This is a genomic window from Streptomyces sp. NRRL S-87 (genome assembly GCF_000719335.1).
Classification (GTDB): domain Bacteria; phylum Actinomycetota; class Actinomycetes; order Streptomycetales; family Streptomycetaceae; genus Streptomyces.
In genome coordinates this window covers 1-20,506 of record NZ_JOGB01000065.1, presented here as the reverse complement: position 1 = coordinate 20,506, position 20,506 = coordinate 1, and the positions used below count along the sequence as shown (strand labels likewise).

The following is a 20,506-nucleotide window of genomic DNA, read 5'->3' as shown; positions in this document are numbered from 1 at the left end:
TCACATCCGGAAGACGCCGAAGCCGCCGCGGGCGCCCTCGACGGGGGCGTTGTGGAGGGCGGACAGGCACAGGCCGAGGACGGTGCGGGTGTCGCGGGGGTCGATGACCCCGTCGTCGTAGAGCCGGCCGGAGAGGAAGAAGGGCAGGGACTCGGCCTCGATCTGCTGCTCGACCATGGCGCGCAGCCCCGCGTCGGCCTCGTCGTCGTACGGGGCGCCCTTCGCGGCCGCGGACGCGCGGGCCACGATCGAGAGGACGCCGGCCAGCTGCTGCGGTCCCATGACGGCCGACTTGGCGCTGGGCCAGGCGAAGAGGAAGCGGGGGTCGTAGGCCCGGCCGCACATGCCGTAGTGGCCGGCGCCGTAGCTGGCGCCCATGAGGACGGACAGGTGCGGGACGCGGGAGTTGGAGACCGCGTTGATCATCATGGCGCCGTGCTTGATGATGCCGCCCTGCTCGTACTCCTTGCCGACCATGTAGCCGGTGGTGTTGTGGAGGAACAGCAGCGGGATGTCGCGCTGGTTGGCGAGCTGGATGAACTGCGCGGCCTTCTGCGACTCCTGGCTGAAGAGCACGCCGTGGGCGTTGGCGAGGATGCCGACCGGGTAGCCGTGCAGCGAGGCCCAGCCGGTGGCGAGGCTGGTGCCGTAGAGGGGCTTGAACTCGTCGAAGTCCGAGCCGTCGACGATGCGGGCGATGACCTCGCGCGGGTCGAAGGGGGTCTTGAGGTCCGCGGGTACGAGGCCGAGGAGTTCGTCGGGGTCGTACGCCGGGTCCTCGGCCGGACCCGGGTCGGGGTGCGCCTTGCGGTGGTTGAGGCGGGCCACGATCCGGCGGGCGTGGCGGATGGCGTCGGCCTCGTCGAGGGCGAAGTGGTCGGCGAGGCCGGAGGTGCGGGCGTGCATGTCGGCGCCGCCGAGGGACTCGTCGTCGCTCTCCTCGCCGGTGGCCATCTTGACCAGGGGCGGGCCGCCGAGGAACACCTTCGACCGGTCCTTGATCATCACGGTGTGGTCGGACATGCCGGGGACGTAGGCCCCGCCGGCGGTGGAGTTGCCGAAGACCACGGCGATGGTGGGGATGCCGGCGGCGGAGAGCCGGGTGAGGTCCCGGAAGATCGCCCCGCCCGGGATGAAGATCTCCTTCTGGGAGGGCAGGTCGGCACCGCCGGACTCCACGAGGCTGATGCAGGGCAGCCGGTTGCGCAGGGCGATCTCGTTGGCCCGCAACGCCTTCTTGAGGGTCCAGGGGTTGCTGGCGCCGCCGCGGACGGTGGGGTCGTTGGCGGTGATCAGGCACTCGGTCCCCTCGACGACGCCGATGCCGGTGACCATCGAGGCGCCGACGGGGTAGTCGCTGCCCCAGGCCGCGAGGGGTGACAGCTCCAGGAACGGCGTGTCGGGGTCGAGCAGCAGCTCGATGCGCTCGCGGGCGAGGAGCTTGCCGCGTCCGCGGTGCCGCTCGGTGTACTTCGGGCCGCCGCCGGCCAGGGCCTTCGCGTGCTCGGCGTCGAGCGCGGCGAGCTTGTCCAGCATGGCGTCGCGGTTCGCGGCGTACGCGGGGGCGAGGGGGTCGAGGGTGCTGCGGAGCCGGGTCACTGCTGGGGCCTCCTGGGAGGGTCCGGGAGCGGGCGGGGCTTGCTTGGTCCGGGGTGCGGGGGCGGCCTACGGTGCCGTCGGTCCGGCGGCGGGCTCGGCGGCTCCCGCCTGGGGCGCGGCGGCTCCGGCCGGGGGCGCGGCGGCTCCGGCCGGGGGCGCGGCGTCGAGCAGGTGCGCCGGTACGTCGACGTGACGGGAGCGCAGCCATTCGCCGAGGGCCTTGGCCTGCGGGTCGAAGCGGTGCTGGGCGGCCACCCCCTCGCCCAGGAGGCCCGGCACGACGAAGTTCAGGGCGCGGAGGTGGGGCAGTTCGTGCCGGGTGACGGGGAGCGGTGCGGTCTCCGGGAGCAGGCGCTTGAGGGCGTCCACGGTGAGGGTGTCGCGGAGCCAGGTCCAGGCGGGGGCGGTCTCGACCCAGACGCCGATGTTCGCGTCGCCGCCCTTGTCGCCGCTGCGGGCTCCGGCGATCCGGCCCAGCGGCACCCTGCGGGTGGTCCCGCCGGGGGCTCCGCCCACGGACCCCCGCGCCTGGGACGCCGCCGGGGCCGGACGTGGCACGTCCGCCCCGGGGGCGCGGCCCTGTGCCCGGATCGGGACGCGGGTGCCGTCGGGCAGGACGGCGGTGTGGGGAACGGCCGCCGCGGGGACCGGGGCGGCGGAGAAGACGCCGTAGGGGGTGGGGGCGGCGGGCGGGGCGGTGACGTGGAAGCCGGGGTAGCTCGCCAGGGCCAGTTCGATGGCGCGGGAGGTCACCGGACGGCCGACCGGGTCCGGGGCCGGATCCCGGACGACCAGGCGGAGCAGGGCGCTGGCCGTCTCCTCCGTCGGGGCGTCGGCGTGGTCCGTGCGGGAGAGCTCCCAGCGGACGGAGGCGATGCCGGCGAGGGTGTCGGCGAGCTGGTCCCGTACCAGGGCCGCCTTGGCCTCGATGTCGAGGCCGGTGAGGACGAAGACCACCTCGTTGCGCCAGCCCCCGATGCGCGTCAGGCCCGCTTTGAGGGTCGGGGGCGGTGCCTCGCCCCGCACGCCCGAGATCGCGACCCGGTCCGGGCCCGCGTCGGCCAGCCGCACCGTGTCGAGGCGGGCCACCGCGTCCGGGCCCTCGTACCGGGCGCCCTGGGTCTCGTACAGGAGTTGGGCGGTGACGGTGCCGGTGTCGACCACTCCGCCCGTGCCCGGATGCTTGGTGATCACCGCGCTGCCGTCGCGGGCGATCTCCGCGAGCGGGAAGCCCGGTCGGCGTACGTCGTGCCGGGTGAAGAAGGCGTAGTTGCCGCCGGTGGACTGGGTTCCGCACTCCAGGACGTGGCCGGCCACCACCGCCCCGGCCAGCGCGTCGTAGTCGTCCGGTGCCCAGTCGAAGAACCACGCCGCCGGCCCGCTCACCAGCGCCGCGTCCGTGACCCGCCCCGTGACGACCACGTCCGCGCCGGCCCGCAGGCACGCGGTGATGCCCCAGCCGCCCAGGTAGGCGTTGGCGGTCAGGGCGTCCGGCACCGGTGCGTACGGCATGAGGTCGTCGCCCTCGACGTGCGCCACCGACACCGGCACCCCGAGCCGGGCCGCCAGCTTGCGGATGGCGTCCGCGAGGCCGGCGGGGTTGAGGCCGCCCGCGTTCGCGACCAGCCGCACCCCGCGCTCGTGGGCCAGGCCGAGGCCCTCCTCCAGCTGGCGCAGGTAGGTCTTGGCATAGCCGAGGCCCGGGTCCTTCAGGCGGTCCTTGCCGAGGATGACCATGGTCAGCTCGGCCAGGTAGTCGCCGGTCAGGACGTCCAGCGGGCCGCCGGTGAGCATCTCGCGGAGGGCGGAGAACCGGTCCCCGTAGAAGCCCGAAGCGTTGCCGATGAGGAGCCGGTCACGCATCGCGCGGCTCCCGGCCCTGCCCCGCCGGGCCCGCGAAGGCCTGGGCGATGTCCAGCCAGCGGTCGGCGTCGGCGCCGGTGGCCACGAGGGCCAGGTCGGTGCGGTGCGCCCGCTGGGTCACCAGCAGGCAGAAGTCGAGGGCCGGGCCCGTCACCCGCTGGGCGGCGTCCGCGGGGCCGTACGCCCACACCTCGACGCCGTCGGGGGCGACCAGCTCCACCCGGAACTCCGCCTCCGGCGCGGGCAGCCCCCGCACCGCGAACGCGTAGTTCCGGGCCCGCACGCCGATGCGCGCCACGTGCCGCAGGCGGGCGGTCGGCGTCCGGGCCGCGCCCAGGGCGTCGGCCACGTCCTGACCGTGCGCCCAGGTCTCCATGAGGCGGGCGCTCGCCATGGAGGCGGCCTTCATCGGCGGCCCGTACCAGGGGAAGCGCTCCCCCGCGTCGGCCGCCGCCAGCGCCTCGCCCAGGGCGGTGCGCCCCGCCCGCCAGCGGGCCAGCAGCTCGCGGGGCGGCAGGGCGGCGCCCTCGGCCGCGCCGTCGTCGACGAAGGAGTCCGGGGCGGCGAGGGCCGTCTCGACCTGCTTCGCGAACGCGTCCGCGTCGGTCAGGGCGAGCAGCGCGGCCCGGTCGGTCCATGCGAGGTGCGCGATCTGGTGGGCCAGGCTCCAGCCCGGGGCCGGGGTGGGTCGGGCCCACTCGGCCGGGTCGAGGTCCCCGACCAGGGCGTCGAGCTCCTCTCCCTCGGCACGGAGATCGGCGAGCAGGTCGGCGGGTACCGACGACGACGGATCTGACACGGCGCACTCCCCACGACGGCGGCGGCTGGACGGCGCGACTCAGCGGCGTGAGACCGAAGCGTGGCAGGGGCGGGAAAAACAATCAAGCATGCTTGCATGATTTTTCGGCCAGGTCGGGAACGGGCAATCCGCCCGGAGCGGCGCGGAGTTCACCGGGAGGGTGCGGGGTGCGGGGTTCGGCCCCCGGGACCAGGCCCCCCACCCAAGAGCCCAGGGCCCAGAGCCCCGAGCGCCGAGCCCCGAGCCCGGAGCCCCGACCCCCGAGCCCCGAGCCCCGAGCCCCGAGCCCCGAGCCCGGAACCGGTGAAGGCCCGGATCCGGTGGTGGATCCGGGCCTTCACCCACGACCGCGACGTCAGGGGGCGTCGACCGGGGGCAGCCGCCTGGCCTGTGTGCGGACGGCTCCCATGCTGGCCGCGATGACGAGCCCGATCGCGAGGGCGTCGGTGAGGGAGAGCCCCTGGTGCAGGACCAGCAGGCCGGCCAGGGTCGCGATGGCCGGTTCCAGGCTCATCAGCACGGCGAAGGTCGGGGCCGGCAGCCGCCGCAGCGCCAGGAGCTCCAAGGTGTACGGGAGCACCGAGGACAGCAGCGCGACGCCCAAGCCGAGCGCCAGCGTGCTCGGCACCAGCAGCTTCGCGCCCGCGTCGGCGATGCCGAGCGGCAGGCTGAGCACCGCGCCGATGGCCATGGCCAGGGCGAGCCCGTCGGCCTGCGGGAAGCGCCGGCCGGTCCGGGCGCTGAAGACGATGTACGCCGCCCACATCGCGCCCGCGCCGACCGCGAACGCGGCGCCGGCCGGGTCCAGCGACCCCACCCCCGACCCGCCGACCCCGCCCAGCAGGGCGACACCGCACAGCGCCAGGCCGGCCCACAGCAGGCTGGACAGCCGCCGGGAGGCGATCACCGACAGCACGAGCGGGCCCAGCACCTCCAGCGTGACCGCGGGCCCCAGCGGGATCCGGTCGACGGCCTGGTAGAAGAGTCCGTTCATGCCGGCCATCGCGACGCCGAAGGCGGTCACGGTGACCCAGTCGGCGCGGGAGTAGCCGCGGATCCTGGGGCGGCAGACCAGCAGCAGCACGACGGCGGCGGCCAGCAGGCGCAGCGCGACCACGCCGGCGGCACCCGCCCGCGGCATCAGCGTGACCGCGACGGCGGCGCCGAACTGGACCGAGACGCCGGCCGCGATCACCAGCGCGACCGGCCCGAGTCCACCGCTCCCTGCGGCCCCCGGGAGCCGCCGGCCGAACCGGCCGCCGGCGCGCCGCGGCGCGGCGGCGGCCGTACCGGAGGCGGCTCCGGCGGCGGCGGAGGCGGTCACGGCGGGCTCGGCGGCAGGGGCGGAATGCGTCATTCCAACAGGATAGTGCCGCGGTAAGGAGTGTTCCTGCGCGTTTTCCCTTACAGGGTCAGCCCTCCTCGGGCTCCAGGGCGCCGCGCCAGACCGTCACGTCGACGGTGGTGTGCTGGCTGGGGTCGTTCTGGCCCGACATCCCCTGGTACGTGACCAGCGCGATGTTGCCGGACTTGGTGTGCAGGCAGATCTGGGCGCCCTTCGAGAGCGTCTGGACCAGTATCTCGTTGGTGAACCGCGTGGCTGTGCGGCAGGTGTCCAGGGAGCCCTTCTCGGCGGAGTCCAGCAGCACCAGCTTCGTGCTGTACGAGCGGAAGCGGCAGCCGTCGCTGCTGAGGCACTGGAGGCTGAGGTCGTCGGCGAACGGCGAGTCGTGCGGGGTGAGCGGATCGTCCCCGAGTTCGAGGTGGTAGCCGGCCGGGAACTCGAAGCCCGGGTAGTCCGCCGGCTTGGGGTCGGTGCGCGGCCGCGCCGTGCCCGAGGCGGTGCCGCCCCCGGCGGCCGAGGTGGAGCCGCCGGAGGCCGTGCCGCCGGACCGGTTGCCGGCGGCGGAGCGGTGGGACTTCGAGTCGGAGGCACCGTTGAAGGCGCTCGAGAGCACGGCGCAGCCGCCGGCCAGCAGCAGGATCGACCCGAAGACCGCGGCGAGGACCACCCCCGCGCGGTTCCTGCCGCCCCCGGCGCCCGGGCCGGGGACGCCCGGCGGGGGCACGGGTGCGGGCGTCGCGTAGGGCCCGCCAGCGGTCGGGTAGCCCGCGGTCGGATAGCCCCCGGTGGGGTGGCCCGCGGCGGGGTGGCCCGCGGTCGGGTAGCCGTAGCCGCCGCCCGCGGTCGGGTGGCCGGCGCCCGGCGGGGCGTACGCCGCGTTCGGCGGGTACGGCGTCTGGTACGCGGGGTGCGGCGCCGGGGTCACCGGAGCGGCGGCGGGCACCGCCGCCACCGTGGGCACGGCCCCCGTGCCCGCCACCGGCGCCGCGGCCGGCATCGGCGGCGGCGTGGCGGACCCCACCGCGGTCGCCGGCGCGGTCGGCGGCGGCGTGGCGGACCCCACCGCGGTCGCCGGCGCGGTCGGCGGCGGGGCCGCGGGGCCGCCCGGGTGCGCCGGCACCGTCGGCCGGTAGCCGTCCTTGGCCGCCCCCGCGGGGCCTCCGGCACCCGCCGGGGCCGCCGGGGCCGCCGGATCCAGGCCCGTCGGCACCGGACCCGGCACCACCGCCACCCGCGACGTGATGCCCGCCGCGAGCCCGCCGGGCAGCCAGTCCTCCGGGCGCCGCAGCTGCGTGCCCCCGTCGGCGGCCCGGCACAGCTCCAGCACCTCGGTCAGCGTGGCGCGCCCCTCCGGCTCCTTCACCAGGCAGCGCTCGACCAGCGGCCGCAGCTCCTCCGGCAGGCCGTCCAGCCGCGGCTCCTCGTGCACGATCCGGTAGAGCACGCCGTGCGAGGGCCCCTCGCCGTACGCGGGCGCGCCGAGCGCGGCGTACGCGGCCACCTGGCCGAGCGCGAAGATGTCCGTCGCGGGCCCGATCCGGCTCCCGGAGGCCTGCTCGGGCGCCATGAAGGAGGGCGTGCCGACCGCCACGCCGCTCGCGGTGAGGGACGTCCCGTCCGCGGCGCGCGCGATGCCGAAGTCGATGACCCGCGGGCCGTCGGAGGCCAGCAGGACGTTCGAGGGCTTGAGGTCGCGGTGCACGATGCCGGCGCCGTGGATCACCTGGAGCGCCTCGGCGATGCCCGCCACGAGCATGAGGACCGTGTGCGCGGGCAGCGCGCCGTGCTCCGCGACCGCCGCCGCGACGGTCGGGCCGGGCACGTACGCCGTGGCCAGCCAGGGGGTGGCCGCCTCGGGGTCGGCGTCGATCACCGGCGCGGTGAACAGGCCCTGCACCCGCTGCGCGGACTGCACCTCCTGCGCGAACCGGCGCCGGAACTCGGGGTCCTCGGCGAACTCGGGCCGGATCACCTTGATCGCCACGGGCCGGCCGCCCGGCGTGTGCGAGAGGTACACCTTGCCCATGCCGCCGGCACCGAGCCGGGCCGCCAGCCGGTACCCCGCGACCATCCGCGGGTCGTCCGCCGCCAGCGGCTGGAAGATCCCCTCGGCCGAGGGGGCACCCCCGCCCGCGGCGGCCGCAGCGGCCCCGTCCGCCGTGGCGCCGCCACCCGCGGACTCCGGTGCCGCACCACCGAACTCGCCGTCCCTGCCGACCCCGTTGCCCATCCCGCGCCCTTTCGCCCCGTCCGCTGAACCGGGCCACCCTAACCGGGTCCGGTGCCGCGCTCCGCAGCGGCTCGGTCCAGCCCCTCGGCCAGCAACTGGGCGGTGTGCAGCCCCGGTCGACCGCCGCGGCCGGCCAGTTGGGCCAGTTGCGTACGGCAGGAGAACCCGTCCGCCAGCACCGCGGCCGACGGCCCCGCCCCGCGGACGGCCGGCAGCAGCCGCTCCTCGGCGCAGGCCACCGAGACCGCGTAGCGCCCGGCGCCGCGCTCGAAGCCGAAGTTGCCGGCCAGCCCGCAGCAGCCCGCGCTCAACTCGCCGACCAGGCCGGCCCGTTCCCGGAGCCTGCGCTCGGCCGCGTCGCCGAGCACGGCGTGCTGGTGGCAGTGCGTCTGCCCGACCACGGCCCGGTCCAGCCGGGGCGGGCGCCACCGGGGCGCGTACTCCTCCAGCGCACCCGCGAAGGTCCGCACGGCCGCGGCGAGCCGGGCCGCCCGGGGGTCGTCGCCGAGCAGGTCGGGCAGGTCGGTGCGGAGCGCGGCCGCGCAGCTGGGCTCCAGTACGACGACCGGCGCACCGGAGTCCAGGACCGGCCCGACCGCGTCCAGGGTGCGGCGCAGCACGGTCCGGGCCCGGTCGAGGCGGCCGGTGGAGACGTACGTGAGCCCGCAGCACACCGGGCCGTCGGGCAGCCGTACCGCCAGCCCGGCGTCGCGCAGCACCCGGACCGCCGCCCGGCCCACCTCGGGGTCGAGGTACTCGGTGAACGTGTCGGGCCACAGCACCACTTCGGGGCCGCCGGCCCCGACCCCGCCCTCCCCGAACCCCTTCGAGAACGGCACCCGCGCCAGCCGCGGCAGGTCCCGCTCCGGCGTCACCCCGGCCACCCGCTTGGCCAGCGCCGCCAGCCCCGGCGTCCGCCCGACCGCGTTCACCAGCGGCCCGAGCCCGGCCCGCGAGACCAGCCGCAGCCAGTCCGGCAGCCCGCCCATCGAGTAGTGCGCGGCCGGCCGCACCCGTCCGGCCCAGTGGTGGTGCAGGAACTCGGCCTTGTACGTGGCCATGTCCACCCCGACCGGGCAGTCGCTCCGGCACCCCTTGCAGCCCAGGCACAGGTCCAGCGCACCGCGCACCTCGGGCGAGCGCCAGCCGCCCGTCACGACGTCCCCGGCGAGCATCTCGTGCAGCAGCCGGGCCCGGCCCCTCGTGGAGTGCCGCTCCTCCCCCGTCACCCGGTACGAGGGGCACATGACGTCCGGCCCGGGCGCGTCGGCCCGGCACTTCGCCACGCCCACGCAGCGCCGTACCGCGGCCCCGAAGTCCCCGCCGTCGTCCGGGTACCCGAAGGCCACCGGCACCGACCGGGCGGCCGGCAGCACGGCGAACCGCAGCCCGGCGTCCAGCGGCAGCGGCCGCACCAGCATGCCGGGGTTCATGCCCCCGGCCGGGTCCCAGACGTCCTTGTAGGCGCCGAACAGCCGCACCACCTCCGGCCCGTACATGCGCGGCAGCAGCTCGGCGCGTGCCTGCCCGTCCCCGTGCTCGCCCGACAGCGAGCCGCCGTGCGCGACCACCAGGTCGGCGAGTTCCTCGGAGAAGGCCCGGAAGCGCGCCACGCCCGCCGGGCGGACCAGGTCGAAGTCGATGCGGACGTGGATGCAGCCCTCGCCGAAGTGCCCGTACGGCGTCCCGCGCAGCCCGTGCGCGGCGAGCAGCGCCCGGAACTCCTTCAGGTACCCGCCCAGCCGCTGCGGCGGCACCGCGCAGTCCTCCCAACCGGGCCAGGCCTCCGTTCCGTCGGGCATCCGGGTCGCCGTGCCGGCCGCGTCCTCGCGGATCCGCCACAGCGCGCGCTGCCCGCCCGGGTCGGCGATCACGGCCGTGTCGAGGGCGTCGGCCGCCCGCACCAGCCGGCCCGCGGCCGCCTGCGCGGCCCCCGCGTCCGCCCCGCCCACCTCCACGAACAGCCACGCCCCGCCGCGCGGCAGCAGCTCCGCCGCGCGCGCCCCGCGGACCAGGTCCCGGGCCATGCCCTCCACCGTCAGCGGACCGTACGGCAGCAGGCCCGCGGCCGCCTCCGCCGCCGCGCTCTCGTCGGCGTACCCCAGCACGGCCAGCACCCGCGCCGCGGGCACCTCCACCAGCCGCAGCTCCGCCTCGGTGACGACGCCGAGGGTGCCCTCCGCGCCGCAGAACGCCCGGGCCGGCTCCGGTCCGCGCTCGGGCAGCAGCGCGTCGAGGGCGTAGCCGGAGATCCGGCGCGAGAAGGCCGGGGGCATCCCGGTGCGCAGCACGGCCAGGTGCCCGGTGACGAGCTCGCGCAGGCCGGCCGGGGCGCCCTCCCAGCCGGTGCCGATCCGGTGCGCCGTACCGCCGTACGTGCGGACCTCCAGCGCGCGGACGTTGTCGGCGGTGGTGCCCCAGGCCACCGAGTGGGCCCCGCACGCGTTGTTGCCGATCATCCCGCCGAGCGTGCAGCGGCTGCGGGTGGAGGGGTCGGGGCCGAACGTGAGCCCGTACGGCGCCACCGCGGCCCGCAGCGCGTCGAGGACCAGGCCCGGCTGGACGACGGCGGTCCGGGTCCCGGGGTCCACCGCGACCAGCCGGTCCATGTGCCGGGTGAAGTCGAGCACGACGCCGGTGCCGGTGGCCTGGCCCGCGATGGAGGTGCCCCCGCCGCGCGGCACGACCGGCACCCCGGCCTCGCGGCACACGCGCAGGGCCTCGGCCGTGTCCTCGGCGTCGTACGGGGCGACGACCCCGAGCGGGACGCGGCGGTAGTTGGAGGCGTCCATGGTGGCCAGGGCCCGGGCGGCGGGACCGAAGTCGACCTCGCCGCGGACCGCGCGGCGCAGGGCGTGCGCAAGATCCGTCACCCGGCCCATCCTCGCGGCAGTCCCCGCCCGCGGTCGAGGACCCGCCGGGACGGGCCGCGGGGCCGGGACGGGCCCGCGGGGCCGGATCGGGGCCCGCGCGCGGTCGCGAACCGCTCGGCAACCCCTCGCGCCGGTGTCCACAGGATCGTCTCACCGGGTGGACGTGTGCCGGACGGGGCGCGCAGGACCCGATACGCTCCGCCCGTGGCTGAGATCCAGATTCCCGCTGACATCAAGCCCGCCGACGGACGATTCGGCGCGGGCCCCTCCAAGGTGCGGACGGAAGCGCTGGACGCGCTGGCCGCCACCGGAACCTCTCTGCTCGGCACCTCCCACCGCCAGGCCCCGGTCAAGAACCTGGTCGGCTCGGTACGGGACGGCATCCGCGCGCTCTTCTCGCTGCCCGAGGGCTACGAGGTGATCCTGGGCAACGGCGGCTCCACCGCCTTCTGGGACGTCGCGACCCACGGCCTGATCGAGCGCAAGTCCCAGCACCTCACCTTCGGCGAGTTCTCCTCGAAGTTCGCCAAGGCCGCCAAGCTCGCTCCGTGGCTGGACGAGCCCACCGTGGTCTCCTCGGAGCCGGGCACCCACCCGGAGCCGGTGGCCGAGGCCGGCGTGGACGTGTACGCGTTCACCCACAACGAGACCTCCACCGGTGTCGCCGCGCCGCTCAAGCGGGTGGCGGGCGCGGACGAGGGCGCGCTGGTGCTCGTCGACGCCACCTCCGGCGCCGGCGGCCTGCCGGTCGACATCACCGAGACGGACGTCTACTACTTCGCCCCGCAGAAGTCCTTCGCCTCCGAGGGCGGCCTGTGGCTGGCGGCCTTCTCGCCGGCCGCGCTGGAGCGCGCCCAGCGCATCCACGCCTCCGGACGCCACGTCCCGGAGTTCTTCTCGCTGCCGACCGCGATCGACAACTCGCTGAAGAACCAGACGTACAACACCCCGGCCCTGTCGACCCTCTTCCTGCTCGACCAGCAGCTGAAGTGGATCAACGGCCAGGGCGGTCTGTCCTGGGCCACCGAGCGCACCGCGGCCAGCGCCCGCGCCCTGTACGGCTGGGCGGAGGAGTCCAAGTACGCCACCCCGTTCGTGGCGGACGCGGCCAAGCGCTCCTCGGTCATCGGCACGATCGACTTCTCGGACGAGATCGACGCCGCGGCGATCGCCAAGGTGCTGCGCGCCAACGGCATCGTGGACACCGAGCCGTACCGCAAGCTGGGCCGCAACCAGCTGCGCATCGCGATGTTCCCGGCGATCGACCCGGCGGACGTGCAGGCCCTGACGGCGTGCATCGACTACGTGATCGAGAAGCTCTGACCACGCCCTGACGCCGCTCCCGGCGGGGCCCCGGCGACCTCCCACGTCGCCGGGCCCCCCGAGAACCCCCTGCTCAAGCGCCGGCCCGGTGGTCGGAGACCACCACCCCGACGACGAGATGCTCGTGACACCCCACCTCGCCCGCAGAGTCGGTCACGACTCGCCGATGATGCACCTGCGACGCAGCCCGCGGGACGGGATGTTCGACCGCTTCGCCGAGCACGTCGAGGAGCTCCGGAGCCGAGGCCGGGACATCGGCGAGGAGGCAGTGGCGCATGGCGAGGCGTGACTACGAGGACGATCCGGAGGCACCGAAGGCGAACAGCCTCGTCCCCGCGGCGTCCGCCGTCGTCGTGGACGACGGCGGCCGGATCCTGTTGCACCGTCGCAGCGACAACGGAATGTGGGCCCTGCCGGGCGGAAAGATGGAGCTGGGCGAGTCGATCGGCGAGTGCGCGGTCCGGGAGACGCTGGAGGAGACCGGTCTGACGGTGGAGATCACCGGCCTCGTGGGGACGTACACCAACCCCGGGCACGTCTTCGCCTACGACGACGGCGAAGTGCGCCAGGAGTTCTCCATCTGCCTCCTGGCCCGGCCGACCGGCGGCACCCTCCGCACGTCGGACGAGTCCTTCGAGGTCGACTGGTTCACTCCTGACGAGGTGGACGACCTGCCGATGGTGCCGAGCATCCGCAAGCGCATCAGCGACTGGCGGGCGGGTTCGGGCCCCGTCGTCCGATAGCCGCCGCGCGCCGGCCCGCGGCCCCCGCCGGCCCGCGGCCCCAGCCGACCCGCGGCCCCCGCCGACCCGGGGGCCTCCGCCGGCCCGGGGCTCAGGCGCTGCCGCCGCCGCCCTTGCGCAGCAGGCGCTTCGCGCCGAGCACCACCGCGGTGGCCACCGCGAGGACGACCGCGCCGACCGTGAAGCTCCCGTCGTCCGCCGCGGCCCGGGCGCCCGCCGCCCCGGCGCCGCCCGGCTCGGGGGTTGCGGTCGAGGTGCCCGGCCCGGCGGCGTCCGCGCCCGCCTTCGGCACCGGTACGGCGACGACGCGGCTGCCCGCCCCCTCCGAGCCGAACATCAGGGTGGACCCGTCGGGCGAGTACGTCACCGACTCCGCCTGCGCCTGCAGCGGCGCGCCGATCCGCTCGCCGTCCCCCACCGGCCTCCCCGCCTTCCACGGGTAGGCGCGGGCGAAGAAGTAGCCGCGCAGCGCCAGCTGCTTGCCGTCCGGGGAGAACGCCCCGTCCGTCACCCACGGCACGTCCGCGACCCGCCGGAACAGGTTGGTCCCGGAAGCGCTGAGCCGCTGCGGGCCTTCGTAGAGGTGCCCGGCGTCCTCGCTCTTGCTGGCGATGTAGACCCGGCCCGTCACCGGATGCACCATCAGGGCCTCGGCGTTGCGCGGCCCGTCCTCGTAACGCACCGTGTACTGCACGGCCTTGACCGTCCGGTCGCCCAGTGCGTCCGGCTCGGGCAGCTCGTAGATCCACACGTGCCGCCACGAACCGATGTTGTCGCCGATGTCCCCGACGTACAGGTGACCGTCCGGCCCGAGCGAGACCGCCTCCACGTCGCGCGGCCGGCCGACCCCCGTCATCGTGATCCGGGCGACGGTGCGGCCGGTGGCGGAGTCGACGGCGTACAGGTAGGGACCGTCGTCGGAGTCGTTGTGGGTCCAGTACACGCCGGGGTGCTTGCGGCTGGCGGCCAGGCCGCTGGACTCGGTGATGCGCGGGTCGGCGATCGTGAAGGAGGCGGTGCCCGGCCCCTCGGCGGCCGCGGCGGCCCCGGCCGCCGGCCCGGACAGGGCCACCGCCGCCAGCACGGCGGCGCTCGGGAGGGAACGCAAGAAGAGGCGCATCCTCCCAGCCTGCCATCCGCGCGGGGGTGGTCAGGCTCACAGCACCGGCGCGGGCGTGATCCGCGATGATGACCGGATGCGTTTCATGTTCGTCGGCGACTCCATGACCATCGGACGCGCGGGCGACTTCACCTGGCGCTACCGGATGTGGCAGCACCTCAACGCGACCTTCGGCGGCCCCTACAAGATCGTCGGTCCGCGCAGCGAGGTGTACGACACGTTCGCCGACGCGCCCGTCTCGCACGAGTACGCCGACCCGGACTTCCCCGCGCACGCCCGCCGCCATCTCGCGGGCTGGGGCGAGGGCTGGCTGCACATGCACCCGCTGATCGGCGCGGCGGTGGCCGCGCACAAGGTCGACGTGCTGCTGGTCTCGCTCGGCCTGATCGACCTCGGCTTCTACACCGACGCCGACCAGACCGCCGAGAACGTCCGCCGCTTCGTCACCGCCGCCCGCGAGGCCCGGCCGGGCGTACGGATGGTCCTGCTGCCGGTGATCCCGAACGTCCGGGCCGAGGCCGACGCGCCGTTCGCCGCCCAGTGCGCCCGCTTCAACGAACTGCTGGCGAAGGCCGTGGCGGACCTGGACACCCCCGCCTCGCCGATCCTGCTGGGCGCGCGCCCGCAGGCGTACGACATCCACCGGGACACCTACGACGGCACCCATCCGAACGCCTCGGGCGAGCACCGCCTGGCGGGCGAGTTCGCCGACGCCATGCACCAGGCCTGGGGCCTCGGCGGGCCGTACGCGATGCCGTAGCGGCACCGCGTACGGGGACCGCGCGCGCCGGCCGCGTCCGCACCTACCGGACCCGCGTCCGCACGTACGGGCCCCGCGTCCGGGGCCGCACGCGGTCAGCCGACGACGAACGTGAGCACCGCCGGGTCCCCGTCGGCGCGCGGTAGGCGGACCTGCGCGGTGCCGGGCCGGACCGCCCGGACCTCCCACTCCTCGTACCCGGCGCCGGTGGCGTCCGCGCCCCGGAACACGATCACCGCGTCGCCCCGCACGCTCGGCTCCGGCAGCCGCCGACCCACCCGCGCGCGGCGGAGCAGTGCGGTCTCCCCCACCCTCAGGGAGCCGGTGAAGCCGTCGTCCGCGGCCGTGAGGACCCGGCCGCGGACCGACGGCACCGACGGCCCCGACGGCACCGACGGCACCGAGGCTCCCGCGGACGCGCTCGCCGAGGCCGGCGGCGCCGGGGCCCGGGACACGCCGCCCCCGCACCCGGTGAAGAGCGCGAGGGCGGCGAGGCAGGCCAGGCGGCGGTCAGCCACCGTCCCGCACGTTGAACGCGAGGAGCATCTTGGTCCGCCGGTCCAGCTGGAGCGCGGTGGACGCCGCGTTCCGGTAGACCGCCTCGGCGTCCGCCACGGCCGCGCCGAAGGTGGAGTCCTTGATCCAGTTCCCGTCGGTGTCCACGGGGGTGGACAGGTCGTACGAGCCGTTCGCGAAGTTCAGCCACGCGGCGAGCAGTTGCGTCGACGTCGTCCGCCGCGGGTCCGGCGAGCCGTTGCTCAGGATCCCGTACGCCTCCGCGCGGGTGAGCGGCCCGTACACGGAGCTCATGAACGAGACCACGCTCAGCAGGCAGTCCAGCTGCGCCGCAGGGAGCCGGCCGATGACCGCCCGCCCGCCGAACTGGTTCATCCAGTAGGCCTGGTCGTGCGCCTGCTTCGTGTTGCCGGTGGTGATCACGGCCGCGGTGTCGGAGGCGGTGCCCCCGTCGTCGTCGCGGCCGGTGAACGTCAGCGTGGACAGGCAGGCCCGCCCGTACGCGTGCGAGCGGGTCGCCGTGACGTTCCGGGGCTGGACCGACGGGCTCAGCGGCGGGTCGGCGGCCGGCGGGTTCACCAGCGACAGGAGGCTGTCGGAGGTGCCGTCGCCCCAGGCCCAGGTCAGCGTCAGGTCGTCGCTGCCCGGGTCGGTCGAGGAGCCCTTCACCGCCACCGGGACCCCGGCGTGCGCGACGTACGCCCGCCGGCCGTTGTACGTCGTCCGGCCGTCCGGGGCGATGACCGCCGTCGGGCGGACGTTGCCCGTCACCACGCTGGTGCTCGCGCAGGTGGTGGTGTCGTCGTCGCCGCCGCACACCTCGATGCGGAAGGTGCCGTCGTCCCCGTACGTGTGCGGCTGCGAGAAGGTCAGCGTCCCGTCGGGGCGGACGTGCTCCTCCGTGCCGGACACCGACTGCGGACCGTTGCCGTCACCCCAGTCGACGGTGACGGACAGCGGGTCGAGCCAGCCCGGGTCGGTGGTCTTCCCCGTGAGGGTGACCTCGGTGTTCTCCGGTCCGCCGGCCACCGGATCGAGGGACACCGCCGGGGCGACGTTCGTCACGGTGACGCTGGAGGTGTCGGTGTCGGTGTTGCCGGCGGCGTCGGTGACCTTCAGGCCGATCGGGAACACGCCGTCCTGCCCGACCGCGCGGAAGGTGGGCCGCAGGCCGGTGGCGTCGTCGTGGTCGCCGTCGCCGTCGAGGTCCCAGGCGTAGGACACGAGGGCCCCGGCCGAGGCCGCCGTGCCCTTCGTGGAGGCCGACCCGTCGAGCTGGACGTCGGTGCCCTCGGCCGTGGTGTACGGGCCGCCGGCGCGGGCGGTCGGGAGGCACTCCGCCGGGACGGTCGTGCTGGTCGTCACCGTCATCTGGTCCGAGCTGGACGTGGCGCCCTGCCCCATGCCCCGGGCCGCGAAGACCCGCCACAGCAGGCACTGGTCGGCCCCGCCCGTGTTGGTCCGGTCGGCGGCGAGCACCGCGTCGCGGGCGTCGAGGAAGCTCGGCGAGGACGGCGTGTTCTTCAGCCCGTCGACCAGGAGCTGCTGCGTGTACGCGATGCCCTTCGCCTTGCGGACGTCGTACATCGTGGCGGCCCAGATCTCGCCGTTGTCGTGCACGTCCTTGGCGGCGTCGTAGGTGGCGTAGGTCCAGGGGTGCCTGTCGTACGCGGCGTGGCGCAGGCCCCGCGTCGCGTCGCCGCTGTCGTACTCGCCCACCACCGCGTCGCCCCACTTCAGGAACGAGACCACGTCGCTCCAGCCCTCGCCGAGGGAGTCGGTCTGGGGACCGCCGCCGAAGGTGCCGCCGCCGACCAGGCGGCTGGACAGGCCGTGCCCGTACTCGTGCGCGATCACGTCGCCGTCGAAGTCCCCGTCGCGCCAGGCGTACCGGGGTGCCGTCCACATGTACATCTGCATGCGGGGGCTGTTGCCGTCCGGCGGGGTGTAGAAGTTGGCGTTGTTCAGGCAGCGGATCGTGTTCGGCGGGGTGGCGTCGTCCGTGCAGCCGTCGTCCCAGCCGTCCTGGGCCTCCGCCAGCACCGGGTCGTTCTGCGCCCCGCCGCGGCCGAAATTGTCCGCCTGGAAGTTCCCCGCGGCCTCGTCGAACCCGAGGCCGTACAGGTAGTCGTGCATGACGTTGGTGTAGTAGAAGAGCTGCGTGACCGCGGCGTCCAGGTCGGCGTCGAGGTTGGCCTGCGTATGGCTCCGGTTGGTGCGCCAGGTGTCGCCGAACGCGTAGTCGAAGTGCTGGAAGTCCGGGTCGCCGGAGGCCGGCGACCGCGGCCTCGCGGCGTCGGCGCTGTTGTCGTTGTCCTCGTCCCGGTAGGCGTTGACGTTGTTGCCCTGGGTGAGCCGGTCGGCCACCCACGAGCCGTCCCGGCCGGTGAACGGGGTGACCGTACGGGCGGCGCCCGCCGCGTCCGGGTGCTGGGTCGTGAACACCGTGCCCCGGGGGCCCGACCTGCGGTAGAGGTTCTCGCGGCTGAGGATCGCGCCGCTCTCCGCGTCGACCACGGTCTGGTACCAGGCCTGGCCCGAGGCCTCGATGTCGGTGAGCCAGGCCGCGCGCAGCGTCCGGCCGTCCCGGGACGGGAACCAGACCAGTTCGGCCGTGACGTCGCTGGGCTTGTGCAGCTGCTCGGCGTAGCGGTTCCTGAAGCGCTGCTTGCCCTTGTCCCGGTTGTCGGCGCCGGGCAGCACGTGCCTGACCCGCAGGCCGTGGGCACCGGCCGACTCGTCGAGGGCGTCCTGCGCCGTCAGCTCCACGGACCCGGCCGGGGCCCCCGTGGCGGCCCGGCCACCGACCAGGACCAGCCGGCCCCGGCTGTCGACGGTGGCCGTCAGCAGACCGCCGTGCACCCGCATCCCGTCCACGACCTGACCGATCGTCACCTGGTGGGCGCCGTTGTGCTTCGTGAGGTACGAGGCGGCCACGACCAGCTGCCCGGCCTGCTCCTCCGAGAGGCCGAACTCCGTACGGTGGTCGCGCACGTACTGCAGCACGATCCGCTCGGCCGGCATCCGGGAGGGCCCGGTCAGCCAGCCCTGCGGGTCGTAGACCATCCGGGCGTGACCGCTCGCCGGGTCCTTGCGCACGAACGGCCCGACGGACCCCTCCGGATGCGGGGCCGCGGCCGGCGCCGGGGCGAGGGCCAGCAGTATCGCCGCGGTCGTGGCCGCGGTCAGGAACCTCGTACGGAATCGCCTACTGGTCACCGACTGGCCTCCCGAGAGCCGACGCACCCCCCGGGTCCGCAGTCCGGACCCGCGCGCTGCCCCTGTGAAGTAACCCAGCCGCGATCAAGGGTCAACGAGCCCCGCCGGGCACGGGGACTTGATTGGAGCGGACTCCAACCAGTTGGCTGGGGACCATGAAGTACACGCAGCTCGGACGCACCGGACTCAAGGTCAGCCGACTCGTACTCGGCACCATGAACTTCGGCCCGCAGACCAACGAGGCCGACAGCCACGCGATCATGGACGCGGCCCTCGACGCGGGTCTCAACTTCTACGACACGGCGAACGTATACGGGTGGGGCGAGAACAAGGGCCGCACCGAGGAGATCATCGGCACCTGGTTCGCCCAGGGCGGCGGCCGCCGCGACAAGGTGGTCCTGGCCACCAAGGTCTACGGCTCCATGTCGCGCGAGGGCGACACCTGGCCGAACGAGGACCGGCTCTCGGCGCTCAACATCCGCCGGGCGGTCGAGGCCAGCCTGAAGCGGCTCCGGACCGACCACATCGACCTGTACCAGTTCCACCACGTCGACCGCCGGACCCCCTTCGAGGAGATCTGGCAGGCCGTCGACGTCCTGATCCAGCAGGGCAAGATCCTCTACGCGGGCTCGTCCAACTTCCCCGGCTACAAGATCGCCCAGGCCAACGAGAAGGCCGCCCGGCGCGGGATGGTCGGCCTGGTCAGCGAGCAGTGCCTGTACAACCTCTCCGAGCGGCGGGCCGAGATGGAGGTCATCCCGGCGGCCCAGGAGTACGGCCTCGGCGTGATCCCGTGGTCCCCGCTGCACGGCGGGCTGCTCGGCGGGGTCATCAAGAAGGAGGTCCAGGGCGGCCGCCGGGCCTCCGGCCGGTCCGCCGACGCACTCGCCGTCACCTCGGTGCGCGCGCAGATCCAGGCCTACGAGGACCTGCTCGACAAGCACGGCCTGGAGCCGGGCGAGACCGCCCTGGCGTGGCTCCTCACCCGGCCCGGCGTGACCGGTCCGATCGTCGGCCCCCGGACGGTGGAGCAGCTGGAGTCCGCGCTGCGGGCCGTCGAGCTGGAACTCGGCGAGGAGGTCCTGGCCGGGCTGGACGAGGTCTTCCCCGGCCCGGGCCCGTCCCCGGAGGCCTTCGCCTGGTAGCACCCGGCACCGGGCACCGGGTACGACGCGACCGCCGGGCGGCCTACGGCCGCCCGGCGGTCGGCGGGTCGGTGCGGTTCACGGGGGCCGGGCCGCCCGCTACTTCATCGCCGCCGCCACGATGACGACGACGAACATCAGCGCGAGCACGCCGGCCATGACACGGTTCCTGGTCTTGGGGTCCACCCATCGAGCGTAACCGGAGGCGCGGCTCACCCCGTCAGCGGCCAGGAGGCGACCGTCTCGTAACGGGGCTGCTCCCCGGGCACACCACTGACCGGAAGCCGGCTGCGCACCAGGTGCACGTCCCCGACCTGCCAGTACGCCCCCTCGAACGCACCGAGCTCGGCGGTGTAGGGACGCATGTCGGCCCGGTTGCGGCTGCGCGCGACGGTCAGGTGGGGGGTGTAGCGGCGGTGCTGCTCCATCGGGATCCCGGACCGCCGGGCGGCGGCGTCGGCCCGGTCGGCCAGCAGCCGCATCGTGTCGATGCCGCCCGCCGCCCCGATCCACAGGGCGTGCCCACTGAAGTGTCCGGCACCGTGCAGACGGAGCCGGAACGCCTCGGTCCGCTCGGCCGCGCGGGCGAGGCGGGCGTGCAGCTCGGGCAGGAGGTGCTCCTCCACGTCGCCCATGAAGGCCAGCGTGAAGTGCCATCCCTCGTGCGGGGTCCAGCGCAGCTCGCGGCCGGTCCGGGCCAGCGGGTCCACGACCCGGGCCAGCTCGGCGACGGCCTCCGGGGGCGGAAGCACGGCGACGAACAGTCTCATACCGGCGACGATAGCCGGGGGCGGGGCGGGCAGGGGGGTAGACGGGGACGGACGGGGCTGCGTGGGCGCATCGGTGTGGGAGTTGGCTCGCTTCGGGGGGCGGTCCCGTGGTGTGTGGGTCCCCTCGCCTCTTGACCCGGTATGGCCTGCAGGCCTCCCCCAGCTACCGCTGGGAGGTGCCCCCAGCGGCAGGCCCACCCC

Annotated in this window: 14 protein-coding genes and 1 pseudogene; 5 read left to right on the top strand and 10 right to left on the bottom strand. The window is 75.2% G+C overall.

Translation table 11 applies throughout. The annotated features are described in order from the left end of the window. The 6 genes from IF43_RS0130050 to IF43_RS0130025 form a co-directional block, all read right to left on the bottom strand. Entirely contained in the window at positions 1-1,599 is a 1,599-nt protein-coding gene (locus tag IF43_RS0130050; protein ID WP_030207929.1) for an acyl-CoA carboxylase subunit beta, read from the bottom strand. 66 nt (positions 1,600-1,665) lie between these two features. Then, positions 1,666-3,462 (bottom strand): acyclic terpene utilization AtuA family protein, encoded by a 1,797-nt coding sequence (locus IF43_RS0130045; RefSeq protein WP_078910569.1) that lies wholly within the window; start codon positions 3,460-3,462, stop codon positions 1,666-1,668. Next, on the bottom strand, positions 3,455-4,261 hold the full coding sequence (locus IF43_RS0130040) for a TIGR03084 family metal-binding protein (RefSeq protein ID WP_051796433.1): 807 nt from the start codon (positions 4,259-4,261) through the stop codon (positions 3,455-3,457). The genes IF43_RS0130045 and IF43_RS0130040 overlap by 8 nt, the downstream gene beginning before the upstream one ends. Positions 4,262-4,616: 355 nt before the next feature. Continuing rightward, entirely contained in the window at positions 4,617-5,618 is a 1,002-nt protein-coding gene (locus tag IF43_RS0130035; RefSeq protein ID WP_030207920.1) for a DMT family transporter, read from the bottom strand. A 55-nt stretch (positions 5,619-5,673) separates the two neighbouring features. Next, complete coding sequence (locus tag IF43_RS0130030; RefSeq protein WP_234332588.1) at positions 5,674-7,677, bottom strand: serine/threonine-protein kinase; 2,004 nt, start codon at positions 7,675-7,677, stop codon at positions 5,674-5,676. A 197-nt stretch (positions 7,678-7,874) separates the two neighbouring features. Further along, on the bottom strand, positions 7,875-10,709 hold the full coding sequence (locus IF43_RS0130025; protein WP_234332586.1) for an FAD-binding and (Fe-S)-binding domain-containing protein: 2,835 nt from the start codon (positions 10,707-10,709) through the stop codon (positions 7,875-7,877). Positions 10,710-10,913: 204 nt separating this feature from the next. Between IF43_RS0130025 and serC the strand changes: the two genes are divergently transcribed. The 3 genes and pseudogenes from serC (at position 10,914) to IF43_RS0130010 (ending at position 12,775) form a co-directional block, all read left to right on the top strand. Then, complete coding sequence (gene serC, locus IF43_RS0130020) at positions 10,914-12,032, top strand: phosphoserine transaminase (protein ID WP_030207909.1); 1,119 nt, start codon at positions 10,914-10,916, stop codon at positions 12,030-12,032. Positions 12,033-12,141: 109 nt separating this feature from the next. Beyond that, positions 12,142-12,321: pseudogene (locus IF43_RS0130015) on the top strand (XRE family transcriptional regulator); the annotation flags it as partial. Continuing rightward, on the top strand, positions 12,308-12,775 hold the full coding sequence (locus IF43_RS0130010; RefSeq protein ID WP_030207907.1) for an NUDIX hydrolase: 468 nt from the start codon (positions 12,308-12,310) through the stop codon (positions 12,773-12,775). The pseudogene IF43_RS0130015 and the gene IF43_RS0130010, both read left to right, overlap by 14 nt. A 91-nt stretch (positions 12,776-12,866) precedes the next feature. Here the strand turns inward: IF43_RS0130010 and IF43_RS0130005 are convergent, their stop codons facing one another. Next, the gene (locus tag IF43_RS0130005; RefSeq protein WP_030207906.1) at positions 12,867-13,895 is read right to left on the bottom strand and encodes a membrane protein; all 1,029 of its coding nucleotides are present in this window, start codon (positions 13,893-13,895) and stop codon (positions 12,867-12,869) included. A gap of 76 nt (positions 13,896-13,971) precedes the next feature. Between IF43_RS0130005 and IF43_RS0130000 the strand changes: the two genes are divergently transcribed. Beyond that, complete coding sequence (locus IF43_RS0130000; protein ID WP_030207903.1) at positions 13,972-14,655, top strand: GDSL-type esterase/lipase family protein; 684 nt, start codon at positions 13,972-13,974, stop codon at positions 14,653-14,655. A 95-nt stretch (positions 14,656-14,750) separates the two neighbouring features. Here the strand turns inward: IF43_RS0130000 and IF43_RS0129995 are convergent, their stop codons facing one another. Together IF43_RS0129995 and IF43_RS0129990 are read right to left on the bottom strand one after the other, a co-directional pair. Then, the gene (locus IF43_RS0129995) at positions 14,751-15,173 is read right to left on the bottom strand and encodes a hypothetical protein (RefSeq protein WP_030207902.1); all 423 of its coding nucleotides are present in this window, start codon (positions 15,171-15,173) and stop codon (positions 14,751-14,753) included. Beyond that, a complete protein-coding gene (locus IF43_RS0129990; RefSeq protein WP_030207901.1) occupies positions 15,166-18,390 on the bottom strand; it encodes a M36 family metallopeptidase in 3,225 nt (1,074 codons plus the stop codon). Before IF43_RS0129990 ends, IF43_RS0129995 begins: the two co-directional genes overlap by 8 nt. 155 nt (positions 18,391-18,545) lie before the next feature. On the opposite strand from IF43_RS0129990, the gene IF43_RS0129985 reads away from it, so the two are divergent. Further along, complete coding sequence (locus tag IF43_RS0129985) at positions 18,546-19,535, top strand: aldo/keto reductase (RefSeq protein WP_030207896.1); 990 nt, start codon at positions 18,546-18,548, stop codon at positions 19,533-19,535. A gap of 212 nt (positions 19,536-19,747) precedes the next feature. Here the strand turns inward: IF43_RS0129985 and thpR are convergent, their stop codons facing one another. Beyond that, on the bottom strand, positions 19,748-20,305 hold the full coding sequence (gene thpR, locus IF43_RS0129975; protein WP_030207894.1) for an RNA 2',3'-cyclic phosphodiesterase: 558 nt from the start codon (positions 20,303-20,305) through the stop codon (positions 19,748-19,750). Between the last annotated feature and the right edge of the window lie 201 nt (positions 20,306-20,506).